This window comes from Streptococcus sp. FDAARGOS_522, assembly GCF_003812445.1.
GTDB lineage: Bacteria > Bacillota > Bacilli > Lactobacillales > Streptococcaceae > Streptococcus > Streptococcus agalactiae.
In genome coordinates this window covers 1,524,767-1,544,367 of record NZ_CP033808.1, presented here as the reverse complement: position 1 = coordinate 1,544,367, position 19,601 = coordinate 1,524,767, and the positions used below count along the sequence as shown (strand labels likewise).

The 19,601-nt window shown below is 37.2% G+C and carries 13 protein-coding genes, 1 tRNA gene, 2 rRNA genes and 1 pseudogene; all 17 read left to right on the top strand.

Features of this window, described 5'->3' with window-relative positions; all coding sequences use genetic code 11:
* Window positions 1-25 precede the first annotated feature (25 nt).
* The 17 genes and pseudogenes from dnaN to EGX70_RS07990 all read left to right on the top strand — a co-directional run bounded on the left by dnaN (window position 26) and on the right by EGX70_RS07990 (window position 19,532).
* The gene (dnaN, locus tag EGX70_RS08075) at window positions 26-1,162 is read left to right on the top strand and encodes a DNA polymerase III subunit beta (RefSeq protein ID WP_000581132.1); all 1,137 of its coding nucleotides are present in this window, start codon (window positions 26-28) and stop codon (window positions 1,160-1,162) included.
* 57 nt (window positions 1,163-1,219) lie between these two features.
* Window positions 1,220-2,112, top strand: a pseudogene (locus EGX70_RS08070) (diacylglycerol kinase family protein).
* Window positions 2,113-2,121: 9 nt separating this feature from the next.
* Entirely contained in the window at window positions 2,122-2,319 is a 198-nt protein-coding gene (locus tag EGX70_RS08065; protein ID WP_000285199.1) for a DUF951 domain-containing protein, read from the top strand.
* A gap of 202 nt (window positions 2,320-2,521) precedes the next feature.
* Window positions 2,522-2,638 (top strand): hypothetical protein, encoded by a 117-nt coding sequence (locus tag EGX70_RS11310; protein ID WP_000369331.1) that lies wholly within the window; start codon window positions 2,522-2,524, stop codon window positions 2,636-2,638.
* A gap of 243 nt (window positions 2,639-2,881) precedes the next feature.
* Window positions 2,882-3,997: a redox-regulated ATPase YchF gene (gene ychF / locus EGX70_RS08055; RefSeq protein ID WP_001218689.1), complete on the top strand. Its 1,116-nt coding sequence runs from the start codon at window positions 2,882-2,884 to the stop codon at window positions 3,995-3,997.
* Between the two features lie 83 nt (window positions 3,998-4,080).
* Complete coding sequence (gene pth / locus EGX70_RS08050) at window positions 4,081-4,656, top strand: aminoacyl-tRNA hydrolase (RefSeq protein WP_000240202.1); 576 nt, start codon at window positions 4,081-4,083, stop codon at window positions 4,654-4,656.
* A complete protein-coding gene (gene mfd / locus EGX70_RS08045; protein WP_001021194.1) occupies window positions 4,653-8,150 on the top strand; it encodes a transcription-repair coupling factor in 3,498 nt (1,165 codons plus the stop codon). The genes pth and mfd overlap by 4 nt, the downstream gene beginning before the upstream one ends.
* Before the next feature lie 290 nt (window positions 8,151-8,440).
* Window positions 8,441-8,713, top strand: a complete 273-nt coding sequence (locus EGX70_RS08035; RefSeq protein ID WP_001234967.1) for an RNA-binding S4 domain-containing protein — start codon at window positions 8,441-8,443, stop codon at window positions 8,711-8,713.
* Window positions 8,700-9,071 (top strand): septum formation initiator family protein, encoded by a 372-nt coding sequence (locus EGX70_RS08030; protein ID WP_000042845.1) that lies wholly within the window; start codon window positions 8,700-8,702, stop codon window positions 9,069-9,071. Before EGX70_RS08035 ends, EGX70_RS08030 begins: the two co-directional genes overlap by 14 nt.
* A 2-nt stretch (window positions 9,072-9,073) precedes the next feature.
* On the top strand, window positions 9,074-9,208 hold the full coding sequence (locus EGX70_RS08025; protein ID WP_001061057.1) for an SP_0009 family protein: 135 nt from the start codon (window positions 9,074-9,076) through the stop codon (window positions 9,206-9,208).
* Window positions 9,208-10,494: a serine hydrolase gene (locus tag EGX70_RS08020; protein WP_000757207.1), complete on the top strand. Its 1,287-nt coding sequence runs from the start codon at window positions 9,208-9,210 to the stop codon at window positions 10,492-10,494. The genes EGX70_RS08025 and EGX70_RS08020 overlap by 1 nt, the downstream gene beginning before the upstream one ends.
* A 1-nt stretch (window position 10,495) precedes the next feature.
* Window positions 10,496-11,770 (top strand): tRNA lysidine(34) synthetase TilS, encoded by a 1,275-nt coding sequence (gene tilS, locus EGX70_RS08015; RefSeq protein WP_000282854.1) that lies wholly within the window; start codon window positions 10,496-10,498, stop codon window positions 11,768-11,770.
* 4 nt (window positions 11,771-11,774) lie between these two features.
* Window positions 11,775-12,317, top strand: a complete 543-nt coding sequence (gene hpt / locus EGX70_RS08010; RefSeq protein ID WP_000892188.1) for a hypoxanthine phosphoribosyltransferase — start codon at window positions 11,775-11,777, stop codon at window positions 12,315-12,317.
* 22 nt (window positions 12,318-12,339) lie between these two features.
* Complete coding sequence (ftsH, locus tag EGX70_RS08005) at window positions 12,340-14,316, top strand: ATP-dependent zinc metalloprotease FtsH (RefSeq protein WP_000794520.1); 1,977 nt, start codon at window positions 12,340-12,342, stop codon at window positions 14,314-14,316.
* A gap of 491 nt (window positions 14,317-14,807) precedes the next feature.
* Window positions 14,808-16,356, top strand: a 16S ribosomal RNA gene (locus tag EGX70_RS08000).
* Window positions 16,357-16,410: 54 nt separating this feature from the next.
* Window positions 16,411-16,483 (top strand) — tRNA-Ala (locus tag EGX70_RS07995).
* Between the two features lie 153 nt (window positions 16,484-16,636).
* Window positions 16,637-19,532: ribosomal RNA gene (locus EGX70_RS07990) — 23S ribosomal RNA — on the top strand.
* Together the 16S and 23S rRNA genes with 1 tRNA gene alongside form the textbook arrangement of a ribosomal RNA operon.
* Window positions 19,533-19,601 lie beyond the last annotated feature (69 nt).

The window sequence follows — 19,601 nt, the reverse complement described above, 5'->3', positions numbered from 1 at the left end:
TATACTAATATATAAAGGATATACTATGATTCATTTTTCAATAAATAAAAATTTCTTCTTGCATGCTCTAACGGTAACCAAACGAGCTATTAGTCATAAAAATGCGATTCCAATCCTTTCAACTGTTAAAATAGAAGTGACTAGAGATGCTATCATTTTAACGGGGTCAAATGGACAAATTTCAATTGAAAATACTATTCCTGCTTCAAATGAAAACGCAGGTTTACTAGTAACGAATCCAGGCTCTATTTTGTTAGAAGCTGGTTTCTTTATTAATATTATTTCAAGTTTACCAGATGTAACTTTAGAATTTACAGAGATTGAACAACATCAAATTGTTCTTACTAGTGGAAAATCAGAGATTACTTTGAAAGGTAAGGATGTCGATCAATACCCTCGTCTGCAGGAAATGACAACAGATACTCCATTAACATTAGAAACTAAACTGTTAAAATCAATTATTAATGAAACTGCTTTTGCTGCTAGCCAACAAGAAAGCCGTCCAATCTTAACAGGTGTTCATTTGGTTATCAGTCAAAATAAATACTTTAAGGCTGTTGCGACAGATTCACACCGTATGAGTCAACGCACTTTCCAATTAGAGAAATCGGCTAATAATTTTGATTTGGTTGTTCCAAGTAAATCCCTTCGAGAATTTTCGGCTGTTTTTACAGATGATATTGAAACTGTAGAGGTTTTCTTCTCAGATAGTCAAATGTTATTTAGAAGTGAAAATATCAGCTTCTATACACGTTTGCTTGAAGGAAACTACCCTGATACTGATCGCCTCCTAACTAATCAGTTTGAAACCGAAATTATCTTTAATACAAATGCTTTACGCCATGCTATGGAACGTGCTTATTTAATTTCGAATGCAACTCAGAACGGTACTGTTCGTTTAGAAATTCAAAATGAAACAGTCTCAGCTCATGTAAACTCTCCAGAAGTTGGTAAAGTTAATGAGGAATTGGATACTGTTAGCCTTAAAGGTGATAGTTTAAATATTAGTTTTAATCCAACTTACCTAATTGAATCTTTAAAAGCAGTAAAAAGCGAAACAGTTACGATTCGATTTATTTCTCCAGTACGTCCATTTACTTTGACACCTGGTGAAGATACTGAAGATTTCATACAATTAATAACTCCTGTTCGTACTAACTAAATAAGAAAACTACCCAAGTTATTCTTGGGTAGTTTTCTTATTCTAAGATATGCTATAATGATGAGTAATATGACTCTATATATAATAGCTAACCCCCATGCTGGTAATAAAAATGCCTCCACTATTGTTGGTCAAATTCAGGAGTTTTATCATACTGAAGATATTTCTGTGTTCTATACAGAACAGAAAGATGATGAAAAAAAACAAGTCATTAATATACTAAGGTCTTTTAAAGAAAGTGATCATCTAATGATTATAGGAGGAGATGGTACCTTATCAAAAGTAATGACTTATCTCCCCAACATATTCCGTGCGCTTATTATCCTGTTGGTTCGGGAAATGATTTTGCCAGAGCTTTGAAAATTCCTAACCTCAAAGAAACCCTTACCGCTATTCAGACAGAAAGATTAAAGGAAATTAATTGCTTTATTTATGATAAAGGGCTGATTTTGAATAGTTTAGATTTAGGTTTTGCAGCCTATGTCGTTTGGAAAGCGTCTAACTCTAAAATAAAAAATATTTTGAATAGATATCGTCTAGGAAAAATAACTTACATTGTTATAGCTATCAAATCATTATTACATTCTTCTAAAGTACAAGTATTAGTGGAAGGAGAGACAGGACAGCGGATAAAACTAAATGACCTTTATTTTTTCGCATTAGCAAATAACACTTATTTTGGAGGTGGCATTACTATTTGGCCTAAAGCAAGTGCTTTAACTGCAGAGTTAGATATGGTTTACGCTAAAGGGCATACTTTTCTAAAACGATTAAGTATTTTATTATCTTTGGTTTTTAAAAGGCATACTACCTCTAAAAGTATAAAACACCAGACTTTCAAAGCTATGACCGTATATTTTCCTAAAAATAGTTTGATTGAAATAGATGGCGAAATAGTTGAGTTAGATCAGATTAGTTTAAAATGTCAAAAAAGGTATTTATATATGTAAGGAGAAAAGATGTATCAAGTTGGATCACTTGTTGAAATGAAAAAACCGCACGCCTGTGTGATTAAAGAGACTGGTAAAAAAGCTAATCAATGGAAAGTGCTTAGAGTAGGAGCTGATATTAAAATTCAATGCACTAACTGTCAGCATGTGATTATGATGAGTCGTTATGATTTTGAGCGAAAATTAAAAAAAGTACTGCAACCATGAAAGTCCTTTTAAACAAATAATTATAGCTATATTTGCAACCAATACTTTCCTAAATAATTGCTAGTATGCCGTTGGAAAATTAGCTATTCTAATGTTATCGAAAGAAGAAAGGTGGCCATTGACAATGACGAAAGTTGCAGAACAGTTGTTTATTTTTCGGTAAGTCATATCAAAATGGGAAAATGGGGATACCACACCAGATTTGGATAATTTAATCAGGTTAGCTGAGATTTTTGACGTGAGCTTAGATGAACATGTTTTAGCTAAAACAAATGAAGTTAAAGTTGAACGTATTTATGAAAAAAATCTTGATCTGTAAAAATATAATAAAATTTATTGGTTAATTTTTCGAAATATTATTCTATTTCTACTAATTATCTTAGCTATATTAACTTTCTTATAAGCTCTAGGTCTTCCCTTTGTTTCGGAGTGGATAATTTAAATTAGGGTGAAAGAGTAGCATAATGATAAGCAAATCTGAAATTTTCTTCTTATCATACCGCTTTTTCTTCTATTTTTTGATATAATAGTCTTGATTGAAATTTGAATGGAGACTCACTAAATGGCTTTAACAGCAGGTATTGTAGGCTTACCAAATGTTGGTAAATCAACTTTATTTAACGCAATTACAAAAGCAGGAGCAGAAGCTGCTAATTATCCTTTTGCGACTATTGATCCCAATGTTGGTATGGTAGAAGTACCAGATGAGCGTCTACAAAAATTGACAGAATTGATTACGCCTAAAAAAACAGTTCCGACAACCTTTGAATTTACTGATATTGCAGGTATTGTTAAAGGTGCTTCGAAGGGGGAAGGTCTAGGTAATAAATTTTTAGCTAATATTCGTGAAGTGGATGCTATTGTTCATGTGGTACGTGCTTTTGATGATGAAAATGTTATGCGTGAACAAGGTCGTGAGGATGCCTTCGTTGATCCTATAGCAGATATTGATACTATTAATCTTGAATTAATCTTAGCTGATTTAGAGTCAATCAATAAACGTTATGCGCGTGTTGAAAAAATGGCACGAACTCAAAAAGATAAAGAATCAGTAGCAGAGTTCAATGTTTTACAAAAGATTAAACCTGTTTTGGAAGATGGGAAATCAGCTCGTACCATTGAGTTTACAGAAGAGGAAGCAAAAGTTGTTAAAGGTCTCTTTTTATTAACAACTAAACCTGTTTTATATGTTGCTAATGTTGATGAGGACAAAGTAGCTGATCCTGATGATATCGACTATGTTAATCAAATTCGTGCATTTGCAGAAACAGAGAGTGCAGAAGTAGTTGTGATTTCTGCTCGAGCTGAAGAAGAAATATCTGAACTTGATGATGAAGATAAGTTAGAATTTTTAGAAGCTATTGGATTAACAGAATCTGGTGTTGATAAATTAACACGAGCTGCTTATCATCTTTTAGGCCTTGGAACTTACTTTACTGCTGGTGAAAAAGAGGTTCGCGCTTGGACATTTAAGCGTGGTATAAAAGCTCCACAAGCTGCGGGTATTATCCATTCAGATTTTGAAAGAGGTTTTATTCGTGCAGTAACGATGTCATATGATGACCTTATTCAATATGGATCTGAAAAAGCAGTAAAAGAAGCTGGCCGGTTACGTGAAGAAGGAAAAGAGTATATTGTTCAAGATGGCGATATCATGGAATTCCGTTTCAATGTCTAGTAATAAATAATCAATTTGTTAACTTTTAGGTTAAGGATATTGTTATTATCCTTAACCATTTTTGCGTTTTAATGGAGAAGATAATGGTAAAAATGATTGTTGGATTAGGAAATCCAGGAAGTAAATATAATGATACAAAACATAATATTGGATTTATGGCTGTTGACAGAATTGTAAAAAACCTTGACGTCAACTTTACAGAAGATAAAAATTTTAAAGCAGAGATAGGTAGTGATTTTATCAACGGTGAAAAAATTTATTTTATCAAACCAACTACTTTTATGAATAACAGTGGTATTGCTGTAAAAGCCCTACTTACTTACTACAACATTTCTATTAAGGATATGATTATCATATATGATGATTTAGACATGGAAGTCGGTAAAATACGTTTTCGTCAAAAAGGATCTGCTGGGGGACATAATGGTATCAAGTCTATTATTGCTCATTTAGGTACTCAAGAATTTGATCGTATTAAAGTAGGTATAGGACGTCCGAATGGACGTATGACAGTTATTAATCATGTTCTAGGGAAGTTTGATAAAAATGATGAAATTATGATATCAAATACTCTTGATAAGGTTGACAATGCTGTCAATTATTATTTACAGACGAATGATTTTCAAAAAACAATGCAGAAATACAACGGTTTAAAATGAATATTATAGAATTATTTAGCCAAAATAAAGTGGTGCGGACATGGCACTCTGGATTAGTAACTAATAGTCGCCAATTAGTTATGGGGTTTTCAGGAGCAAGTAAAGCTATTGCCATAGCATCAGCCTACGAGAAGTTATCTAAAAAAATTATGGTAGTCACTGCCACTCAAAACGATTCTGATAAATTATCAAGTGATATATCAAGTTTAATTGGAGAAGATAACGTTTATCAATTTTTTGCTGATGACGTTCCTGCAGCAGAGTTTATTTTCTCTTCATTAGATAAATCAATTTCACGACTCAGTGCCTTGAGGTTTCTAAAAGATCCAGAAAAAAACGGTGTTTTGATTACTAGTATCAGTGGTTTAAGGTTACTATTACCAAATCCGGAAGTTTTCTCGAAAAGTCAATATAAGTTTGAAATCGGTCAAGAATGTTATTTAGATAAATTGAGTAAGAACCTAGTCAATTTAGGTTATCAGAAAGTTTCTCAAGTATTTAGTCCTGGTGAATTTAGCCAAAGAGGAGATATTTTAGATATTTTTGAGATGACACAAGAATATCCTTATCGCTTGGAATTCTTCGGAGATGAAATAGATGGCATCAGGCAGTTTGATATTGACACTCAAAAGTCTCTTAAACAATTAGAGTCAGTACAGATTTCGCCAGCAGATGATATTATTTTACAAGATGCAGATTTCGAGCGTGCAAAGAAAAAACTTGAGGGCTATCTAGTAACAGCTAGTGAGGTACAACGCGCCTATTTGAGCGAGGTTTTATCTACAACTGAAAATCATTTTAAGCACTCAGATATTCGTCGTTTTCTAAGTATCTTTTATGAAAAAGAATGGGGAATATTAGACTATATTCCTGAGGGAACTCCACTTTTTGTTGATGATTTTCAAAAAATTGTAGATCGAAATGCTAAGTTAGATTTAGAAATAGCTAGCCTTCTGACGGAAGATTTACAACAAGGCAAGTCTCATTCTAGTTTGAACTATTTTTCAGATCCTTATAAGCAATTAAGACAATACCAACCAGCAACCTTCTTTTCAAATTTCCACAAAGGATTAGGAAATCTGAAATTTGATAAACTTCATCATTTTACTCAATATGGAATGCAAGAATTTTTTAATCAATTTCCATTGTTGGTCGATGAAATCAATCGTTATAAGAAATCTGGAGCGACAGTACTGTTGCAAGTAGATTCTCAAAAAGGTTTAAATCTCCTTCAAGAAAATTTAAAAGAATATGGGTTAGATTTAATCATTTCAGATAAAAACGATATCGTTCCAAAGGAGTCACAACTTATTGTTGGGCATCTTTCAAATGGTTTTTATTTTGCAGATGAGAAAATTGTTCTGATTACTGAACGTGAGATTTATCATAGGCGTGTTAAAAGGAAAATTAGACGCAGTAATATTAGTAATGCAGAACGTCTAAAAGATTATAATGAACTTTCAGTTGGCGATTATGTTGTTCATAATGTTCATGGCGTAGGAAAATTTTTAGGTATTGAAACAATTGAGATACAAGGTATTCATCGTGATTATCTGACTATTCAATATCAAAATGCTGATCGTATCTCTATCCCCGTAGAACAAATTGAACTTCTAACAAAATATGTCTCTGCAGATGGCAAAGAGCCTAAAATTAATACGTTAAATGATGGTCGCTTCAAAAAAGCAAAACAGAGAGTTGCAAAGCAAGTAGAAGATATTGCTGATGATTTGTTGAAACTTTATGCAGAGCGTAGTCAATTACAAGGATTTGCATTTTCTCCTGACGATAATATGCAAAATGACTTTGATAATGATTTTGCATATGTAGAGACAGAGGATCAATTGCGGTCTATAAAAGAAATTAAACAGGATATGGAAGGTAATCGTCCGATGGATCGATTATTGGTTGGAGACGTTGGTTTTGGTAAGACAGAGGTTGCTATGCGTGCGGCTTTCAAAGCTGTCAATGACCATAAACAAGTTGCTGTTTTAGTCCCAACAACAGTTCTAGCTCAGCAGCATTTTGAAAATTTTAAAGAACGTTTTAGCAATTATCCTGTTACAGTTGATGTACTTAGTCGTTTTCGTAGCAAAAAAGAACAAACAGATACACTAAAAAGATTATCTAAGGGCCAAGTTGATATTATTATTGGAACACATCGGCTTCTCTCTCAAGATGTTGTATTTTCGGATTTAGGGTTAATAGTTATTGATGAGGAACAGCGATTTGGTGTAAAGCATAAAGAAAAGTTAAAAGAATTAAAAACAAAAGTTGATGTCTTAACTTTGACAGCGACCCCAATACCTAGAACATTACATATGTCAATGCTTGGCATTAGAGACTTATCAGTGATTGAAACACCTCCAACCAATCGTTATCCTGTGCAGACTTACGTTTTGGAGACAAATCCTGGTTTAGTTAGAGAAGCTATTATTCGTGAGATAGACAGAGGAGGACAGGTTTTTTATGTTTACAATAAAGTTGACACTATTGATCAGAAAGTTTCAGAACTTCAGGAGTTAGTACCAGAAGCTAGTATTGGTTTTGTTCATGGTCAAATGTCTGAAATTCAATTAGAAAATACATTAATAGACTTTATCAATGGAGATTACGATGTTTTAGTTGCAACGACAATAATTGAGACAGGAGTCGATATTTCAAATGTTAATACCCTCTTTGTTGAAAATGCAGATCATATGGGCTTGTCAACCCTTTATCAATTAAGAGGCCGTGTGGGTAGAAGTAATCGCATTGCTTATGCTTACCTTATGTACAGACCTGATAAAGTTTTAACAGAAATTTCTGAGAAAAGACTAGATGCAATCAAAGGGTTTACAGAATTGGGATCTGGTTTTAAAATAGCGATGCGTGATTTATCTATACGTGGTGCAGGAAATATTTTAGGAGCTTCACAAAGTGGTTTTATTGATTCGGTTGGATTCGAGATGTATTCACAGCTTCTAGAGCAAGCGATTGCCACCAAACAAGGGAAATCATTAATTCGTCAAAAAGGTAATGCTGAATTAGCCTTACAAATTGACGCCTATTTACCAGCAGAATATATATCAGATGAGCGCCAAAAAATAGAAATATATAAGCGTATTCGTGAATTAGAAACTAGGGCTGATTATGAAACCTTACAAGATGAGTTAATAGATCGTTTTGGAGAATATCCTGATCAAGTTGCATACCTTTTAGAAATAGGACTTTTAAAAGCTTATCTGGACCTTGCCTTTACTGAATTAGTAGAAAGAAAAGGTAATGAAATAAGCATCCTATTTGAAAAAGCATCTTTGAAGTATTTTTTAACTCAAGATTATTTTGAAGCACTATCAAAAACTCAACTTAAGGCTAGAATTAGCGAAACAAATGGTAAGATGGAAGTTGTTTTTAATATCAAACATAAGAAAAATTATGAAATTATTGAAGAACTTCTAAAATTTGCCGAATGTTTTATCGAGATTAAGTCACGTAAACCAGTAGAAGAATAACTAAGTGAAAAGTTGCAAGGAAATTTGGATACTCTTTTAGAAAATGTTTGGTTCAAGAAGAATAGTACGAGCAACATTATGTTTCACGTCAAACATCTCAACTTTTGAAAGACATAAATATTTTTAGAGGTTATTAAAATAGAAGTTTTTTACTTGATATTTGAGAGAATTAAGAGAGCTATTAGCTCTCTTTTTGTTACATTATATTGACAAATATTATCAGTTCAGATATTTTCCAAAAAAAATGCTAAAATAGTAGAGTTAATTTAGATAGAAGGATGTGATCATCAGTGAGATTAGACAAGTATCTAAAAGTGTCGCGTATCATTAAGCGTCGTCCCGTTGCTAAAGAAGTTGCAGACAAAGGACGTGTCAAGGTGAATGGCGTATTAGCAAAGTCATCAACTGACCTAAAGCTTAATGACCAAGTTGAAATTCGTTTTGGTAATAAATTGTTGACCGTTAAAGTATTAGAAATGAAAGATAGCACTAAGAAAGAAGATGCTATCAAGATGTATGAAATTATTAATGAAACAAGGATAGAAACAGATGAGCAAGCCTAATGTTGTTCAGTTAAATAATCAATATATTAACGATGAGAATCTAAAAAAACGTTACGAAGCTGAGGAGTTACGCCGAAAAAATCGTTTAATGGGTTGGGTTCTTATTTTTGTCATGCTTTTATTTATTTTACCCACTTATAATTTAGTTAAGAGTTACAGAACTTTACAAGAACGTCGTCAAGAAGTTGTAAAATTAACGAAAGACTATCAGACATTAACTAATAGAACTGAGAACCAGAAGTTACTAGCAAAACAACTAAAAAATCCAGATTACGTTCAAAAATATGCTCGAGCGAAGTATTATTTCTCTAAGACTGGCGAAATGATTTACCCATTACCAGACCTTTTACCAAAATAATTATGAATAATTTAATTGAAACAATAGAACATTTTCTAGCCTACTCGGATGACAAACTAGAAGAGTTAGCTGATAAGAACTATCAACTTAGGCAAATAATTGTAGAAAAAGAAAAGATTGAGAGCAGAGAAAAGTAATGAAGAAAGTTTTAACCTTCTTATTATGTAGCTTATATTTTGTATCAATCCCAGCTATAAGTACCGAGGAGCCACTAACGCTTTCTCAAAATAGACGATACGCCTTAACTCAGACAGTTGTGGATAAGGAAATGTATTTTGATACTATTCCAGAGAGACCAACTACAAAAATTGAAATAAGCAGTTTTCAAGATGAAGCTTTAACCATAACAGGAGAGACTTTAGTTCCAAATACTTTATTGTCGATTGTTTCTCTTACAATTAATTCAAATGGAATTCCAGTATTTACTTTGTCCAATGGACAGTTCATAAAGGCTAGTCGTGAAGCTATTTTTAATGATTTAGTTTCTAAGCAGCAATCTGTCTCATTGGATTATTGGTTAAAACCTTCTTTTGTGACTTATGAAGCACCTTACACAAATGGTGTTAGTGAAGTTAAAAATAATTTAAAACCTTATTCCAGAGTGCATTTAGTAGAACAAGCAGAAACAGAACATGGTATTTATTATAAAACGGACAGTGGTTTTTGGATATCAGTAGAAGATCTATCGGTTGCTGATAATCGTATGGCTAAGGTTCAAGAAGTATTATTGGAAAAATATAATAAAGATAAATATGGTATATACATCAAACAATTAAATACACAGACAGTAGCTGGTATTAATATTGATAGGTCAATGTACTCTGCAAGTATTGCAAAATTAGCAACACTTTATGCTAGCCAAGAGCAAGTAAAATTAGGAAAACTGTCATTGGACAGCAAATTTGAATACAAAGATAATGTTAATCAATTTCCTAATAGCTATGCTCCAAGTGGTAGTGGGAAATTAGAGAAAAAAGCTGATCATAAATTATATACCGTTAAGGAGTTACTTGAAGCAACTGCCAAGGAATCAGATAATGTTGCAACAAATATGCTAGGTTATTATGTCAATAATCAATACGATTCAATGTTTCAAACACAAGTAGACACAATTTCTGGTATGCACTGGGATATGAAGAAACGCCAGATTTCTCCACAAGCTGCGGGTAAAATGATGGAAGCAATTTATTATCAAAATGGAGATATTGTTAATTACCTATCAAAGACTGATTTTGATAATACAAGAATCCCTAAAAATATACCAGTTAAAGTAGCACATAAAATTGGAGATGCTTATGACTACAAACATGATGCGGCTATTGTTTATGCAGAACAACCTTTTATTATGATTATCTTTACGGATAAATCATCTTACGATGATATCACTAAGATTGCTGACGACGTTTACCAGGTTTTAAAATAATATGTATAACACTATTTTGAAAGATACCTTATCTAAAGGGTTATTTACCGCTCATCAGAAAGTTCTAATTGCTGTTTCTGGTGGCATTGATTCAATAAATTTGTTGCAATTTTTATACCAGTATCAAAAAGAGTTATCGATTAGTATTGGTATTGCACACATAAATCATGGACAGCGAAAAGAATCAGAAAAAGAAGAAGAATATATCAGACAGTGGGGACAGATACATGATGTCCCTGTCTTTATCTCTTATTTTCAAGGAATATTTTCAGAAGATAGAGCGCGTAACCATCGCTACAATTTTTTTTCAAAAGTTATGCGTGAAGAAGGTTACACGGCTTTAGTAACAGCTCACCATGCTGATGATCAAGCTGAAACTGTATTTATGAGAATTTTAAGAGGAAGCAGGCTACGCTATTTATCAGGGATTAAGCAAGTGAGTGCTTTTGCAAACGGTCAATTGATTAGACCATTTCTTCCATATAAAAAGGAGTTATTACCAAATATTTTTCATTTTGAAGATGCTAGCAACGCTTCGTCTGATTATTTAAGAAATCGAATAAGAAACGTCTACTTTCCTGCTTTGGAAAGAGAAAATAATCAATTGAAAGATTCTCTCATAACTCTCTCTGAGGAAACAGAGTGTTTATTCACGGCTTTAACAGACCTAACAAGGAGCATCGAAGTAACAAACTGCTATGATTTTTTAAGGCAAACTCATTCTGTCCAAGAATTTTTATTGCAAGATTACATTAGCAAATTTCCAGATTTACAAGTGAGTAAAGAACAGTTCAGAGTAATATTAAAATTGATTAGAACTAAAGCCAATATTGACTATACTATTAAATCGGGCTATTTTCTTCATAAGGATTACGAGAGTTTTCATATTACAAAAATCCATCCTAAGACGGATAGTTTTAAGGTTGAAAAAAGATTAGAATTGCATAATATACAAATATTCTCACAATATTTATTTTCCTATGGAAAATTCATTTCTCAAGCAGACATTACTATTCCTATTTATGATACTTCTCCGATTATTTTAAGAAGAAGAAAAGAAGGGGATAGGATATTTTTAGGAAATCACACTAAAAAAATTCGCCGTCTATTTATTGATGAGAAAATAACTCTAAAAGACAGAGAAGAAGCTGTTATTGGGGAGCAAAATAAAGAGTTGATATTTGTGATTGTTGCAGGTAGAACATATTTGAGAAAACCTTCTGAACATGATATAATGAAGGACAAACTTTATATTGAAAATTTAGAAAAAAGGTGACATCATGCTTGAAAATGATATAAAAAAGGTTTTATATTCAGAAGAAGATATTATTCTGAAAACGAAAGAATTAGGAGCTAAATTAACTGCAGATTATGCAGGTAAGAATCCATTATTAGTAGGTGTATTAAAGGGGTCAGTGCCTTTTATGGCTGAACTATTAAAGCATATTGATACACATGTTGAAATTGATTTTATGGTTGTTTCAAGCTATCATGGTGGTACAACTAGTAGTGGAGAAGTTAAAATTTTAAAAGATGTCGATACTAATATTGAAGGAAGAGATGTAATCTTTATTGAAGACATCATTGATACTGGACGTACATTAAAATACCTTCGAGATATGTTTAAGTATCGTCAAGCTAACTCTGTCAAAGTTGCAACCCTTTTTGATAAGCCAGAAGGGCGATTGGTAGATATTGATGCTGATTACGTTTGTTACGATATCCCAAATGAATTTATTGTGGGATTCGGTTTAGACTATGCTGAAAACTATCGTAACCTACCTTATGTCGGTGTGTTAAAAGAAGAAATTTACTCAAAATAGAAAAAAGGTACTCTCTTAAACTATGAAAAATAATAAAAATAATGGTTTTCTGAAAAATTCCTTTATTTACATATTATTGATTATTGCGGTTATTACAACCTTTCAATACTATTTAAAAGGATCTAGCTCTCAAAACCAGCAAATTTCTTATACAAAACTTGTTAAACAATTAAAAGCTGGAGAAATTAAGTCTATTTCATACCAGCCAAGTGGTGGTGTTGTTGAAGTTAGTGGGACATATAAGAAAGCCAAAACAATTAAATCAGCTAATAGTTTTACTTTTTTAGGTGGTAGTGTTGCTACTAAAGTTACAGGATTTAATTCTGTTATACTACCAAATGACTCTTCAATAAAATCTCTTGTTAGCGCTGCTGAAGAAAATAACACTAATATTCAGGTCAAACATGAAAGTTCAAGTGGGACATGGATTTCTTATATTGCCAGTTTTTTACCTTTAGTTATCATGATTGGTTTCTTTATGATGATGATGAACCAAGGTGGTGGCGGTGGCGCTCGTGGTGCCATGAGCTTTGGTAAAAATAAAGCAAGATCATCTAGTAAAGATGAGGTTAAAGTTCGATTTTCGGATGTTGCTGGAGCAGAGGAAGAAAAGCAAGAATTAATAGAAGTCGTTGACTTCCTTAAAGATCCTAAACGATATAAATCTCTAGGTGCCCGAATTCCAGCAGGGGTTCTATTAGAAGGACCTCCAGGGACAGGTAAAACCCTATTAGCAAAAGCTGTTGCCGGTGAAGCAGGGGTTCCATTCTTTAGTATTTCCGGTTCAGATTTTGTTGAAATGTTTGTCGGTGTTGGAGCTAGTCGAGTACGCTCTTTGTTTGAAGACGCTAAAAAAGCTGAACGTGCTATTATTTTCATTGATGAAATTGATGCTGTTGGACGTCGACGTGGAGCTGGTATGGGTGGCGGAAACGATGAACGTGAACAAACGCTCAACCAACTTTTAATTGAAATGGATGGTTTTGAAGGAAACGAAAGTATTATCGTTATCGCTGCTACCAACCGTAGTGACGTGTTAGATCCCGCATTACTGCGTCCAGGACGTTTTGATAGAAAAGTTCTAGTTGGACAACCTGATGTAAAAGGTCGTGAAGCAATTCTGAGAGTACATGCTAAAAATAAACCATTAGCAGATAATGTTGACTTAAAAGTAGTAGCTCAACAAACCCCAGGATTTGTTGGTGCTGATTTGGAGAATGTTCTCAATGAAGCTGCTTTAGTTGCTGCGCGACGAAATAAAAAAGTTATTGATGCTTCAGATATTGATGAAGCAGAAGACCGTGTAATTGCTGGTCCTTCTAAAAAAGATCGTACTATTTCTGACAGAGAAAGAGCTATGGTTGCTTACCATGAAGCTGGGCACACAATTGTCGGTTTGATTCTTTCAAATGCGCGAGTTGTTCATAAAGTTACTATCGTACCACGTGGTCGTGCAGGTGGATATATGATTGCTTTACCTAAAGAAGATCAAATGCTTCTTTCAAAAGATGATATGAAAGAGCAATTAGCAGGTCTTATGGGAGGACGTGTAGCGGAAGAAATTATTTTCAACGCTCAGACAACAGGTGCCTCAAATGACTTCGAACAAGCCACTGCCATGGCCCGCGCTATGGTAACTGAATATGGTATGAGCGAGAAACTTGGACCAGTTCAATACGAAGGTAACCACGCAATGATGGCTGGCCAAATGTCACCTGAAAAATCATATTCTGCTCAAACTGCACAACTTATTGATGATGAAGTTCGTCACCTTCTTAATGAAGCACGTAATAAGGCAGCTGATATTATCAACGAAAACCGTGATACTCATAAATTAATTGCAGAAGCCCTCTTAAAATATGAGACTCTTGATGCTGCTCAGATTAAGTCGATTTTCGAGACAGGTAAAATGCCTGAGACAGAAAATGATGAAGATAAAGCAAGAGCGTTATCATACGATGAAATCAAAGAAAAAATGCAAGAAGAAGATAAAAAATAAGTCATCATATATTTTTAAAGAACTTTATAAATTTCAAACACCCCTCAAATTTAGATAAAATTTGAGGGGTATTTTTTATGAAGATGAAGTTTAAATTTGTGAATTAAGAAGATAAAATATGAACATGACAACGGTAAAAATGCTATCCATTAAACAAGTATAGAAGGTTAGTTACTATAAATAATATTAACTTTTTAAAAATAAAAGAAAAAATGCAAAAATAGTATTGACAGGAAGTAGAAATATTTAGTATAATGAATAAGTTGTCTCGAGAGAGCAGTTTCTATTAGCGCGTAGTTAACAACTTAAAAAAAGTAGTTGACAAAGCAGAATAAGTTTGCTAGAATATAGAAGTTGTCTCAAGAGAGGCAAAGACCTTTGAAAACTGAACAAGACGAACGAATGTGCAGGGTGGATTTACATTGTAAATCCGTCAATGACAAAAAAACAATAAATCTGTCAGCGAGACAGAAAAGAGCAAAGCTCAAACTTTTAATGAGAGTTTGATCCTGGCTCAGGACGAACGCTGGCGGCGTGCCTAATACATGCAAGTAGAACGCTGAGGTTTGGTGTTTACACTAGACTGATGAGTTGCGAACGGGTGAGTAACGCGTAGGTAACCTGCCTCATAGCGGGGGATAACTATTGGAAACGATAGCTAATACCGCATAAGAGTAATTAACACATGTTAGTTATTTAAAAGGAGCAATTGCTTCACTGTGAGATGGACCTGCGTTGTATTAGCTAGTTGGTGAGGTAAAGGCTCACCAAGGCGACGATACATAGCCGACCTGAGAGGGTGATCGGCCACACTGGGACTGAGACACGGCCCAGACTCCTACGGGAGGCAGCAGTAGGGAATCTTCGGCAATGGACGGAAGTCTGACCGAGCAACGCCGCGTGAGTGAAGAAGGTTTTCGGATCGTAAAGCTCTGTTGTTAGAGAAGAACGTTGGTAGGAGTGGAAAATCTACCAAGTGACGGTAACTAACCAGAAAGGGACGGCTAACTACGTGCCAGCAGCCGCGGTAATACGTAGGTCCCGAGCGTTGTCCGGATTTATTGGGCGTAAAGCGAGCGCAGGCGGTTCTTTAAGTCTGAAGTTAAAGGCAGTGGCTTAACCATTGTACGCTTTGGAAACTGGAGGACTTGAGTGCAGAAGGGGAGAGTGGAATTCCATGTGTAGCGGTGAAATGCGTAGATATATGGAGGAACACCGGTGGCGAAAGCGGCTCTCTGGTCTGTAACTGACGCTGAGGCTCGAAAGCGTGGGGAGCAAACAGGATTAGATACCCTGGTAGTCCACGCCGTAAACGCTGAGTGCTAGGTGTTAGGCCCTTTCCGGGGCTTAGTGCCGCAGCTAACGCATTAAGCACTCCGCCTGGGGAGTACGACCGCAAGGTTGAAACTCAAAGGAATTGACGGGGGCCCGCACAAGCGGTGGAGCATGTGGTTTAATTCGAAGCAACGCGAAGAACCTTACCAGGTCTTGACATCCTTCTGACCGGCCTAGAGATAGGCTTTCTCTTCGGAGCAGAAGTGACAGGTGGTGCATGGTTGTCGTCAGCTCGTGTCGTGAGATGTTGGGTTAAGTCCCGCAACGAGCGCAACCCCTATTGTTAGTTGCCATCATTAAGTTGGGCACTCTAGCGAGACTGCCGGTAATAAACCGGAGGAAGGTGGGGATGACGTCAAATCATCATGCCCCTTATGACCTGGGCTACACACGTGCTACAATGGTTGGTACAACGAGTCGCAAGCCGGTGACGGCAAGCTAATCTCTTAAAGCCAATCTCAGTTCGGATTGTAGGCTGCAACTCGCCTACATGAAGTCGGAATCGCTAGTAATCGCGGATCAGCACGCCGCGGTGAATACGTTCCCGGGCCTTGTACACACCGCCCGTCACACCACGAGAGTTTGTAACACCCGAAGTCGGTGAGGTAACCTTTTAGGAGCCAGCCGCCTAAGGTGGGATAGATGATTGGGGTGAAGTCGTAACAAGGTAGCCGTATCGGAAGGTGCGGCTGGATCACCTCCTTTCTAAGGATAAGGAAACCTGCCATTTGCGTCTTGTTTAGTTTTGAGAGGTCTTGTGGGGCCTTAGCTCAGCTGGGAGAGCGCCTGCTTTGCACGCAGGAGGTCAGCGGTTCGATCCCGCTAGGCTCCATTGAATCGAAAGGTTCAAATTGTTCATTGAAAATTGAATATCTATATCAAATTCCACGATCTAGAAATAGATTGTAGAAAGTAACAAGAAATAAACCGAAAACGCTGTGAATATTTAATGAGTTTTCTAGTTTTAAAGAAACTAGGTTAATAAGGTTAAGTTAATAAGGGCGCACGGTGGATGCCTTGGCACTAGAAGCCGAAGAAGGACGTGACTAACGACGAAATGCTTTGGGGAGCTGTAAGTAAGCGCTGATCCAGAGATGTCCGAATGGGGGAACCCACTAGTTAATGACTAGTATCCATATCTGTTAAGGATATGAGAAGGAAGACGCAGTGAACTGAAACATCTAAGTAGCTGCAGGAAGAGAAAGCAAAAGCGATTGCCTTAGTAGCGGCGAGCGAAACGGCAGGAGGGCAAACCGAAGTGTTTACACTTCGGGGTTGTAGGACTGCGATATAGGATTAATCATTATAGAAGAATTACCTGGGAAGGTAAGCCAAAGAGAGTAACAGCCTCGTATTTAAAATGATAGATTAACCTTAGCAGTATCCTGAGTACGGCGAGACACGCGAAATCTCGTCGGAATCTGGGAGGACCATCTCCCAACCCTAAATACTCTCTAGTGACCGATAGTGAACCAGTACCGTGAGGGAAAGGTGAAAAGCACCCCGGGAGGGGAGTGAAATAGAACCTGAAACCGTGTGCCTACAACAAGTTCGAGCCCGTTAATGGGTGAGAGCGTGCCTTTTGTAGAATGAACCGGCGAGTTACGATATGATGCGAGGTTAAGTTGAAGAGACGGAGCCGTAGGGAAACCGAGTCTTAATAGGGCGTCATAGTATCATGTTGTAGACCCGAAACCATGTGACCTACCCATGAGCAGGTTGAAGGTGAGGTAAAACTCACTGGAGGACCGAACCAGGGCACGTTGAAAAGTGCTTGGATGACTTGTGGGTAGCGGAGAAATTCCAAACGAACTTGGAGATAGCTGGTTCTCTCCGAAATAGCTTTAGGGCTAGCGTCGATGTTAAGTCTCTTGGAGGTAGAGCACTGTTTGGGTGAGGGGTCCATCCCGGATTACCAATCTCAGATAAACTCCGAATGCCAACGAGATATAATCGGCAGTCAGACTGCGAGTGCTAAGATCCGTAGTCGAAAGGGAAACAGCCCAGACCACCAGCTAAGGTCCCAAAATATATGTTAAGTGGAAAAGGATGTGGGGTTGCACAGACAACTAGGATGTTAGCTTAGAAGCAGCTATTCATTCAAAGAGTGCGTAATAGCTCACTAGTCGAGTGACCCTGCGCCGAAATGTACCGGGGCTAAAACATATTACCGAAGCTGTGGATGACACAAAAGTGTCATGGTAGGAGAGCGTTCTATGTGTGAAGAAGGTGTACCGTGAGGAGCGCTGGAACGCATAGAAGTGAGAATGCCGGTATGAGTAGCGCAAGACAGGTGAGAATCCTGTCCACCGTAAGACTAAGGTTTCCAGGGGAAGGCTCGTCCGCCCTGGGTTAGTCGGGACCTAAGGAGAGACCGAAAGGTGTATCCGATGGACAACAGGTTGATATTCCTGTACTAGAGTATATAGTGATGGAGGGACGCAGTAGGCTAACTAAACCAGACGATTGGAAGTGTCTGGTCAAACAGTGAGGTGTGATATGAGTCAAATGCTTATATCTTTAACATTGAGCTGTGACGAGGAGCGAAGTTTAGTAGCGAAGTTAGTGATGTCACACTGCCAAGAAAGCTTCTAGCGATACATATACTCTACCCGTACCGCAAACCGACACAGGTAGTCGAGGCGAGTAGCCTCAGGTGAGCGAGAGAACTCTCGTTAAGGAACTCGGCAAAATGGCCCCGTAACTTCGGGAGAAGGGGCGCTGATTTAGATCAGCCGCAGTGAATAGGCCCAAGCAACTGTTTATCAAAACACAGCTCTCTGCTAAATCGTAAGATGATGTATAGGGGTGACGCCTGCCCGGTGCTGGAAGGTTAAGAGGAGTGCTTAGCGTAAGCGAAGGTATGAATTGAAGCCCCAGTAAACGGCGGCCGTAACTATAACGGTCCTAAGGTAGCGAAATTCCTTGTCGGGTAAGTTCCGACCCGCACGAAAGGCGTAATGATTTGGGCACTGTCTCAACGAGAGACTCGGTGAAATTTTAGTACCTGTGAAGATGCAGGTTACCCGCGACAGGACGGAAAGACCCCATGGAGCTTTACTGCAGTTTGATATTGAGTATCTGTACCACATGTACAGGATAGGTAGGAGCCTATGATAACGGGACGCCAGTTTCGTTTGAGGCGTTGTTGGGATACTACCCTTGTGTTATGGCTACTCTAACCCAGATAGGCAATCCCTATCGGAGACAGTGTCTGACGGGCAGTTTGACTGGGGCGGTCGCCTCCTAAAAGGTAACGGAGGCGCCCAAAGGTTCCCTCAGACTGGTTGGAAATCAGTCGTAGAGTGTAAAGGTATAAGGGAGCTTGACTGCGAGAGCTACAACTCGAGCAGGGACGAAAGTCGGGCTTAGTGATCCGGTGGTTCCGTATGGAAGGGCCATCGCTCAACGGATAAAAGCTACCCTGGGGATAACAGGCTTATCTCCCCAAGAGTTCACATCGACGGGGAGGTTTGGCACCTCGATGTCGGCTCGTCGCATCCTGGGGCTGTAGTCGGTCCCAAGGGTTGGGCTGTTCGCCCATTAAAGCGGCACGCGAGCTGGGTTCAGAACGTCGTGAGACAGTTCGGTCCCTATCCGTCGCGGGCGTAGGAAATTTGAGAGGATCTGCTCCTAGTACGAGAGGACCAGAGTGGACTTACCGCTGGTGTACCAGTTGTCTTGCCAAAGGCATCGCTGGGTAGCTATGTAGGGAAGGGATAAGCGCTGAAAGCATCTAAGTGCGAAGCCCACCTCAAGATGAGATTTCCCATGATTTATATCAGTAAGAGCCCTGAGAGATGATCAGGTAGATAGGTTAGGAGTGTAATTGTGGTGACACATTTAGCGGACTAATACTAATAGCTCGAGGACTTATCCAAAAGAGATATTGACAACGTTACGGTTTCTTGTTAGACTATAGATATTCAATTTGAGTGAATAAGGCTCAA

Excerpts from the sequence above, each read along its gene's own strand:
- EGX70_RS08020 (WP_000757207.1), top strand. The coding sequence starts at position 9,208 with ATGAAGAAAGTTTTAACCTTCTTATTATGTAGCTTATATTTTGTATCA.
- ychF (WP_001218689.1), top strand. The coding sequence starts at position 2,882 with ATGGCTTTAACAGCAGGTATTGTAGGCTTACCAAATGTTGGTAAATCA.
- tilS (WP_000282854.1), top strand. The coding sequence starts at position 10,496 with ATGTATAACACTATTTTGAAAGATACCTTATCTAAAGGGTTATTTACC.
- pth (WP_000240202.1), top strand. The coding sequence starts at position 4,081 with ATGGTAAAAATGATTGTTGGATTAGGAAATCCAGGAAGTAAATATAAT.
- mfd (WP_001021194.1), top strand. The coding sequence starts at position 4,653 with ATGAATATTATAGAATTATTTAGCCAAAATAAAGTGGTGCGGACATGG.
- EGX70_RS08065 (WP_000285199.1), top strand. The coding sequence starts at position 2,122 with ATGTATCAAGTTGGATCACTTGTTGAAATGAAAAAACCGCACGCCTGT.
- hpt (WP_000892188.1), top strand. The coding sequence starts at position 11,775 with ATGCTTGAAAATGATATAAAAAAGGTTTTATATTCAGAAGAAGATATT.
- EGX70_RS08025 (WP_001061057.1), top strand. The coding sequence starts at position 9,074 with ATGAATAATTTAATTGAAACAATAGAACATTTTCTAGCCTACTCGGAT.
- ftsH (WP_000794520.1), top strand. The coding sequence starts at position 12,340 with ATGAAAAATAATAAAAATAATGGTTTTCTGAAAAATTCCTTTATTTAC.
- EGX70_RS08030 (WP_000042845.1), top strand. The coding sequence starts at position 8,700 with ATGAGCAAGCCTAATGTTGTTCAGTTAAATAATCAATATATTAACGAT.
- dnaN (WP_000581132.1), top strand. The coding sequence starts at position 26 with ATGATTCATTTTTCAATAAATAAAAATTTCTTCTTGCATGCTCTAACG.